8 protein-coding genes are annotated in these 7,349 nt (G+C 63.9%); 5 read left to right on the top strand and 3 right to left on the bottom strand.

Annotation, left to right across the window (positions count from 1 at the left end; translation table 11 throughout):
• Positions 1 to 55 precede the first annotated feature (55 nt).
• The 3 genes from RDM88_RS03300 to RDM88_RS03290 all read right to left on the bottom strand — a co-directional run bounded on the left by RDM88_RS03300 (position 56) and on the right by RDM88_RS03290 (position 1,999).
• Positions 56 to 853, bottom strand: a complete 798-nt coding sequence (locus RDM88_RS03300; RefSeq protein WP_308753197.1) for a TPM domain-containing protein — start codon at positions 851 to 853, stop codon at positions 56 to 58.
• A 16-nt stretch (positions 854 to 869) separates the two neighbouring features.
• The gene (locus RDM88_RS03295; RefSeq protein WP_308753195.1) at positions 870 to 1,454 is read right to left on the bottom strand and encodes a LemA family protein; all 585 of its coding nucleotides are present in this window, start codon (positions 1,452 to 1,454) and stop codon (positions 870 to 872) included.
• Between the two features lie 98 nt (positions 1,455 to 1,552).
• A complete protein-coding gene (locus tag RDM88_RS03290; RefSeq protein ID WP_308753193.1) occupies positions 1,553 to 1,999 on the bottom strand; it encodes a GNAT family N-acetyltransferase in 447 nt (148 codons plus the stop codon).
• A 339-nt stretch (positions 2,000 to 2,338) separates the two neighbouring features.
• On the opposite strand from RDM88_RS03290, the gene RDM88_RS03285 reads away from it, so the two are divergent.
• The 5 genes from RDM88_RS03285 to RDM88_RS03265 all read left to right on the top strand — a co-directional run bounded on the left by RDM88_RS03285 (position 2,339) and on the right by RDM88_RS03265 (position 7,308).
• Positions 2,339 to 2,608, top strand: coding sequence for a TM1266 family iron-only hydrogenase system putative regulator (locus RDM88_RS03285; RefSeq protein WP_308753191.1), 270 nt, complete (start codon positions 2,339 to 2,341; stop codon positions 2,606 to 2,608).
• Entirely contained in the window at positions 2,595 to 3,560 is a 966-nt protein-coding gene (gene hydE / locus RDM88_RS03280; RefSeq protein ID WP_308753189.1) for a [FeFe] hydrogenase H-cluster radical SAM maturase HydE, read from the top strand. The genes RDM88_RS03285 and hydE overlap by 14 nt, the downstream gene beginning before the upstream one ends.
• 17 nt (positions 3,561 to 3,577) lie before the next feature.
• Complete coding sequence (hydG, locus tag RDM88_RS03275) at positions 3,578 to 4,990, top strand: [FeFe] hydrogenase H-cluster radical SAM maturase HydG (RefSeq protein WP_308753187.1); 1,413 nt, start codon at positions 3,578 to 3,580, stop codon at positions 4,988 to 4,990.
• A gap of 73 nt (positions 4,991 to 5,063) precedes the next feature.
• Positions 5,064 to 6,257 carry a [FeFe] hydrogenase H-cluster maturation GTPase HydF gene (gene hydF / locus RDM88_RS03270; RefSeq protein WP_308753185.1) on the top strand — a complete coding sequence of 398 codons (1,194 nt, stop codon included), beginning with the start codon at positions 5,064 to 5,066 and terminating at the stop codon, positions 6,255 to 6,257.
• A gap of 241 nt (positions 6,258 to 6,498) precedes the next feature.
• Positions 6,499 to 7,308, top strand: coding sequence for a transporter substrate-binding domain-containing protein (locus RDM88_RS03265; protein WP_308753183.1), 810 nt, complete (start codon positions 6,499 to 6,501; stop codon positions 7,306 to 7,308).
• Positions 7,309 to 7,349 lie beyond the last annotated feature (41 nt).

Raw genomic sequence — 7,349 nt, 5'->3', positions numbered from 1 at the left:
CGGCCCCGGCTTACGCCGGGGCCGTCTTTGCGTATCATCCTTTTTCGGCGCGCCTTCAGAAACTGCGGCCGGAACCGCCTCCGCCGAAGCCGCCGCCCCCTCCGGAGAAGCCTCCCCCTCCGCCGAAACCGCCGCCGCCGGAAAACCCGCCTCCGCCGCCGAAACCGCCGCCGAAGAAGCCCCCGATGAACGGCCCGCCGTGGAAGTCGTCGTCATCCCAGTGCCGGCGCCCGCGTTGACGGCCGCCGCGCATGAAGAACATTATGACCGCGATCATGACAAAGAAGATCACGAGCGCGCCGGCGAAATTTCCTCCGCGGGAGTCCTCCCCGTAGTCGCGCGGCTCGTAGCCGGGCAGCGCCTCGAGGCCGTACTCCACCATCGTCTCGGAGAGCAGGGCGCTGTAGAGCTCGCGGGTGCCCGCGTCGAAGTCGCCCGCCTTGTAGCTTTCGAGCGCGTAGGTATCGATCATGCGGCCGACCTTCGCGTCGTTGAGCGCGCCCTCGAGCCCCCGCCCCACCTCGACGCGGATTTCCCCGTCGTCGGGCGCGAGCAGAAGGAGCAGGCCGTTGTCCTTCTCCTTGTCGCCGATGCCCCACTGGCGGCCCACGTTCAGCGCGTAGGATGCCGGGTCCTCGCCGTCGAGCGACTGCACCGTCAGTACGACGATCTGCGCGCCCGTCTCCTGCGCGAGGGAGGCGGAATGTTCCATGATATACGCCCTGGTGTCCGATGAAAGCACCCCGGCGTAGTCGTTTACAAAGAAGTCGCTGGTCGGGCTCGGATAGGAGGCGCCGCAGAGCGCCGCCGCCGCAAGCAGGAGCGCCGCGAGAATGGCTGCTGTCTTTTTCATGCCCGTCCCTCTCCGCTTACGCGCCGAAGTCCACGTCCGGCGCCGATTGCGCCGACTCGGGCGCGGTGAAGTACTCCGCCTTCTCGAATCCGAACATGCCCGCGATCAGGCGGTTCGGGAAGGTGATGATTTTGCTGTTGTAGCTCTTGACCGCGTCGTTGTAATCGTTGCGCGCGACCGCGATGCGGTTCTCGGTGCCAGCGAGCTCATCCATCAGCGAGATATAGCCCTGGCTCGACTGGATCTCCGGGTAGTTCTCCACGACCATCAGCAGCCGGGAGAGCGCGCTCGAGAGGTTGTCGTTGGCCGCGGCCAGCTCCTCCATCCCCCTGCCCTGCGCGCCCGCCAGCTGCGCGCGCGCCTCGGTGACGCTGTCGATGACCGACTGTTCCTGCGCCGCCAGCCCCTTGACCGTGTTGACGAGGTTGGGGATCAGGTCGGCCCTGCGCTGCAGCTGGGTCTGGATCGCCGCCTGCTGGGTGTCGACGTTTTCACGCGCCGAGGCGATGCCGTTGTATCCCCCGGCAAGGGAGACACCGATGATTACGATGATCGCGAGGACCGCGATTAAAACAACCACGCCGGTAGACATTTTTTTCATCTTATCGTTCCTTTCTGTTGGCCTGACAACATCCTAACACAACCCGTCGGCCCGTACAAGCGGGCCGCTCCTGAATTCACGAATCCGTCACAGACCGTTCATTTTCCCAGTTCGCGGACCATCTGGACATAGGGCAGCTCTTCATAGCCGAGGCGGCCGTAGAGCCTGCGCGCGCCCTCGTTGTCCGGCTCCACCTCGAGCCGGAAGCGCGCCGCCCTCCCCGCATAGTATTCGCTGACAAAGGAAAAATACGCGCTGCCGAGCCCCTTCCCCTGGAATTCGGGGCGCAGGTAGAGCTCCTCGAGCAGCACGACCATGCCGCCCGCCTCGGTCGACCAGGTGAGGGACACCTGACCGTAGCCGGCGAGCCTGTCCTCCTGCTCGATGAGGAATACGTCCACATAGGGGCTGTCCGAGACCGCCTGTTCGTAGGTGCGTTCAAAAAAATGCGCCGGGACGGGGTGCAGCACGGCCGGCGAATGGTAAAATTCATCAAGCAGCGTGAGAAATTCCGTTTTGTCCCGCGGGGTCAGCTTCCTGATCATGTTATCCATGCTCCTGTTCCTTAGGTTTTGCACCAGTATACCCAATCCCGTTCTTTTTTGCAACTCTTCCGGGGCGCCCGCAGTCTCTCTTGCCAATTCCGCCCACCCGTGCTATAATGTTCCCAACGGCAATATCCCATACAATTTCATTGCCTGCGTCCAAGGGAACCCCCGCGGACCAAGGCTCCCAAAGCAAATCGTTCTAAAGCGCGCGGGTTTTTCCCGGCGGAGAAGGCGGTGGTATTTTTGTGCTGCAAACGCGACGCCGCGCCTTTGGGGACGCGGCGCTTTTTTTGGCGGCGCGGCCGCCGAAACCGCTTCGGAAAGGAAGGCTGACAGATGGAAACAAGAATCGCCCTCATCGGCATCATCGTGGAGGACGTGCGGGCGGCGGACCGGCTCAACGCCATCCTGCACGAGTTCGCCGGCTGCATCGTCGGGCGGATGGGCATCCCCTATCACGCGAAAAACGTCAACATCATCAGCGTGGTCGTCGACGCGCCGAACAACGTGATCAGCTCCCTTTCCGGCAAGCTCGGGATGCTCCCCGGCGTCAGCATCAAGACGGTCTATTCCAAGGCGGGAGGTCCCACGCATGGCGCTGAATGACACGGTTTCCGGGCTGGCGGAGCTTTTGGCCCTGCGGGATTTCTCCCCCGTCTACCGCGAGGCCGACCGGGTCCGGCGGGAGGCGGTCGGGGACGTGGTGCACATCCGCGCCATCCTCGAGTTTTCCAACCACTGCAGGCGGCAGTGCCGCTACTGCGGGCTCAACAGCAGAAACTCGGCCTGCGAACGCTACCGCATGACACCGGAGGAAATGATCGCCTCCGCCCGCGCCGCCCGGGAGGCGGGCTACAGGACGATCGTGCTCCAGTCGGGGGAGGATCCGTATTTCACGCCCGCGCTGCTCGGGGAGATCATCCGTGAGATCAAGCGGACGGGCCTCGCGGTGACGGTGAGCTGCGGCGAGATGCCGAGGGAGGATTACGCGCATCTCCGGGCGTGCGGCGCCGACCGCTACCTGCTCAAGCACGAGACCGCCGACCCCGTCCTCTACGATTCGCTGCACCCCTGCGGCACCCTGGCGGAGCGGGTCGCCTGCCTGAAATCCCTCAAGGCCCTCGGGTTCGAGACGGGCAGCGGGTTCATGATCGGGCTGCCCGGCCAGACCGGCGAGACGGTCGCGCGCGACCTGCTGCTGCTCCGCGAGATCGGCTGCGACATGGCGGGCATCGGGCCCTTCATCCCCCACCCGGACACGCCGCTGCGGGATCTGCCGCACGGGAGCACCGAGCTCACCAAGCGGGCGGTCGCGCTCGCGCGGCTGCTGCTTCCGAAGGCGAACCTGCCCGCCACCACCTCCCTCGGGGTGATCGACGGGGAGGAAAAAAACGACGTCTTCTCCTGCGGGGCGAACGTCATCATGCGCAAGGTGACGCCCGACGCCTACAAGCAGAAGTATGAAATCTATCCCGCCGCGCTCGGACACACCGACATCGGGGCCGAGCGCGCCGAGCTGGAAAATATGATTCGCGGTTTGGGAAAAATTCCGCGGTAAAGAAAGGTTGAATGTCCATGTACAATCCGAAGTCGAAGGTCGCAACCGAATTTATTGACGACGCTGAGATCAGGGAAACGCTCGCGTACGCCGAACAGAACAGGGCGAACTTCCCCCTCATCGATCAGATTCTGGAGAAGGCCGCGACGCTGAAGGGGCTCTCCCACCGCGAGGCGGCGGTGCTGCTCGAGTGCGAGGACCCCGCCTACATCGAAAAAATCTACGCGCTCGCGATGGAGATCAAGAAGAAGAACTACGGCAACCGCATCGTCATGTTCGCCCCCCTCTACCTCTCCAACTACTGCGTCAACGAGTGCCGTTACTGCCCCTACCACCACCACAACAAGCACATCGCCCGCAAGCAGCTCTCCCAGGAGGACATCGTGCGGGAGGTCGTCGCGCTGCAGGACATGGGCCACAAGCGCCTCGCGCTCGAGACGGGCGAGGATCCGGTCAACTGCCCGATTGAATATGTGCTCGAGAGCATCAAAACGATCTACGGCATCAAGCACAAAAACGGCGCGATCCGCCGCGTGAACGTCAACATCGCCGCCACGACGGTCGAAAACTACCGCCGCCTCAAGGAGGCGGGTATCGGGACGTATATCCTCTTCCAGGAGACCTATAATAAAGAGTCGTACGAATACCTGCATCCGGCGGGGCCGAAGAGCAACTACGCCTACCACACCGAGGCGATGGACCGCGCGATGGAGGGCGGCATCGACGACGTGGGCTGCGGCGTGCTCTTTGGGCTCAACATGTATAAATACGACTTCGTCGGCCTGCTCATGCACGCCGAGCACCTCGAGGCGGTCTTCGGCGTCGGTCCGCACACGATCAGCGTCCCCCGCGTGCGCACCGCCGACGACATCGATCCCGACGAGTTCAACAACGCCATCTCCGACGAGACCTTCCAGAAGATCGTCGCCGTGCTGCGCGTCGCCGTCCCCTATACCGGCATGATCATCTCGACGCGCGAATCACAGCGCACCCGCGAAAAGGTGCTCCACCTGGGCATCTCGCAGATCTCCGGCGCCTCCCGCACGAGCGTCGGCGGCTACGCCGAGGCCGAGGAGGAGAACTCCGCCCAGTTCGACGTCAGCGACAACCGCACCCTCGACGAGGTGGTGGGCTGGCTGCTCGACCTCGGACACATCCCGAGCTTCTGCACCGCCTGCTACCGAGAGGGCCGCACCGGCGACCGGTTCATGAGCCTCGTCAAGAGCCAGCAGATCGGCAACTGCTGCGACCCCAACGCGCTCATGACCCTCAAGGAGTATCTCGAGGACTACGCCTCCCCCGAGACGAAGGCCAAGGGCGAACAAATGATCGCGGATACCGTCCCCCTCATCCCCAACGAGAAGGTCCGCCGCCTCACCGCGGAGCACCTGGCGGACATCGCCGCGGGCAAGCGCGATTTTCGGTTCTGACCGGGCCGCCCGTCCCCGCCAATGGCGCCGGGGACGGGCGCGAAACCGCATCATATAAAAGGAGTGCCATTCCATGAGCCTGACAACAACCCCCAGCGCCAACCGGCTGCACATCGGCATTTTCGGGAAACGCAACAGCGGCAAATCCTCCCTCATAAACGCGATCACCAACCAGGACACCGCCCTCACCTCCGACGTCGCGGGCACGACGACCGACCCCGTCTACAAGGCGATGGAGATCCACGGCATCGGACCCTGCATGCTGATCGACACCGCCGGCTTCGACGACGAGGGGGAACTCGGCGCGCTGCGCGTCCGGCGGACGCGGGACGCGCTCGAAAAGACCGACGTCGCGATCGTCGTCTTCTGCGAGGCGGACGTCTCGCTGGAGGCCGACTGGATCGGGGCGCTGCGGGAACGCGGCACGCCGGTCGTCGCCGTCATCAACAAGGCCGACCTGCTCGGCAACGTCTCCGAGATCGCCCGGGCGATCCACGACGCCTTCTCCCTCTTCCCCATCGTCGTCTCCGCGAAGGAGCGCACCGGCGTCAAGGACGTGATCGAGGCGGTCATCCGCCAGCTTCCCGAGGACTATGAAAAGAAGAGCATCACCGCCGGGCTCGCCGGCGAGGGGGATGTCGTGCTGCTTGTCATGCCGCAGGACATCCAGGCGCCCAAGGGCCGCCTCATCCTGCCGCAGGTGCAGACGATCCGCGACCTGCTCGACAACAGATGCGTCGTGCTGTCGGTCACGACCGACAAGCTCGATGAGGCCCTTGCGGTCCTCCGGGAGCCGCCCCGCCTCATCATCACCGACTCGCAGGTGTTCCCCGCCGTCTACCGGAAAAAGCCGCCCGAAAGCCTGCTCACCTCCTTTTCGGTGCTGATGGCGGCCGTCAAGGGGGATATCGCCGCCTTCGTCGAGGGGGCCGCCGCGATCGACGCGCTCACCCCCGGCTCCCGCGTGCTCATCGCCGAGGCGTGCACCCACGCCCCGCTCGACGAGGACATCGGGCGCGTCAAGCTCCCCCGCCTGCTGCGCAAACGGGTGGGCGAGGCCCTTGCCGTCGACGTGGTCAGCGGCCCCGATTTTCCGGAGGATTTGACCGGCTACGACCTGATCATCCACTGCGGCGCCTGCATGTTCAACCGCCGCTACGTCCTCACCCGCATCGAACGCGCCCGCGCGGCGGGGGTCCCGATCACCAACTACGGCGTCGCGCTCGCCAAGCTCGGCGGTATCCTCGACAAGATCAGCTACCGCTGAATCGCACCCGTCCCGCATCCTGCAAAAAGGCCGCCTTCGGCGGCCTTTTTCTGCACGGATATTTGCATTTTTCCCCTCCGGACCCGGTAAATTTGGGCGGATTTTGCAAGACTTTCCGGGAAAAGATGCAAATAGGCCCAAATCCTCTTGACTTTACCGCTCTGATTGCATAAACTGTAACACAAAGGCGCAGCGCCTTTTCTTGTGCTGCAAGAATGTTTTATATGGGAGAGGATTAATAATGAAAAGAGTACTTGCTCTCGTTTTGGCGACCCTGATGCTGCTCGCGGCCGCGGGCTGCGGCTCCAAGCCCGCCGGGGAAAAGACCTTCACGATCGGTATGGAGTGCGCCTACGCGCCCTTCAACTGGACCCAGCTCGAAAAGACCGACACCGCCGTCGACATCGGCAACGCCTCCTACGCGGACGGCTACGACGTCGTCATGGGCAAATACATCGCCGAAAAGCTCGGCCGCACCCTGGTCGTCAAGCCGATCGCCTGGGAGGGCCTCGAGCCCGCCGTCAACAACGGCGAGATCGACGCGATCATCGCGGGCATGACCGCCACCCCCGAGCGTAAGGAAAACGTCGACTTCACCACCCCCTACTATGAGAGCAAGATGGTCGTCATCGTCCGCAAGGACAGCGATCTGACCGGCATCACCGACATCCAGCAGCTCTCCGGCCGCAAGGTCCAGGGCCAGCTCAACACCATCTATGACGACGTCATCGACCAGATCGGGGGCGTCGACCACGTCACCCCGCTCGCGACCTACCCGCTGATGGTCGTCGCGCTCCAGAACGGCGAGGTCGACGCGCTGACCGCCGAGCTTCCCGTGGCGGTGGGCGTCACCAGCAGCAACTCCGATTTGACCTACGTCGAATTCGACGCGGACAAGGGCTTCGAGGCCGACACCTCCGTTTCGATCGCGGTCAAGAAGGGCAACACCGAGCTGCTCGACGAGATCCAGAAGGCGCTCGACACCGTCACCGAGGAGACCCGCCAGCAGTGGATGATCGAAGCGACCGGGCGTCAGCCCGCGCAGGAATGATCCATCGCCCTGCGCACGCCGTCCGAAAGTATGAAAGATAG

Origin of the sequence: uncultured Anaerotruncus sp. (assembly GCF_902490045.1) — a bacterium.
In the GTDB taxonomy this organism is placed as follows: domain Bacteria; phylum Bacillota; class Clostridia; order Oscillospirales; family Ruminococcaceae; genus Anaerotruncus.
This window is presented reverse-complemented; position numbering and strand designations above follow the sequence as displayed.

What these genes read in the sequence shown, in the direction of transcription:
- RDM88_RS03300 (WP_308753197.1), bottom strand. Translation starts at nt 853, where the DNA reads ATGAAAAAGACAGCAGCCATTCTCGCGGCGCTCCTGCTTGCGGCGGCG.
- RDM88_RS03295 (WP_308753195.1), bottom strand. Translation starts at nt 1,454, where the DNA reads ATGAAAAAAATGTCTACCGGCGTGGTTGTTTTAATCGCGGTCCTCGCG.
- RDM88_RS03290 (WP_308753193.1), bottom strand. Translation starts at nt 1,999, where the DNA reads ATGATCAGGAAGCTGACCCCGCGGGACAAAACGGAATTTCTCACGCTG.
- RDM88_RS03285 (WP_308753191.1), top strand. Translation starts at nt 2,339, where the DNA reads ATGGAAACAAGAATCGCCCTCATCGGCATCATCGTGGAGGACGTGCGG.
- hydE (WP_308753189.1), top strand. Translation starts at nt 2,595, where the DNA reads ATGGCGCTGAATGACACGGTTTCCGGGCTGGCGGAGCTTTTGGCCCTG.
- hydG (WP_308753187.1), top strand. Translation starts at nt 3,578, where the DNA reads ATGTACAATCCGAAGTCGAAGGTCGCAACCGAATTTATTGACGACGCT.
- hydF (WP_308753185.1), top strand. Translation starts at nt 5,064, where the DNA reads ATGAGCCTGACAACAACCCCCAGCGCCAACCGGCTGCACATCGGCATT.
- RDM88_RS03265 (WP_308753183.1), top strand. Translation starts at nt 6,499, where the DNA reads ATGAAAAGAGTACTTGCTCTCGTTTTGGCGACCCTGATGCTGCTCGCG.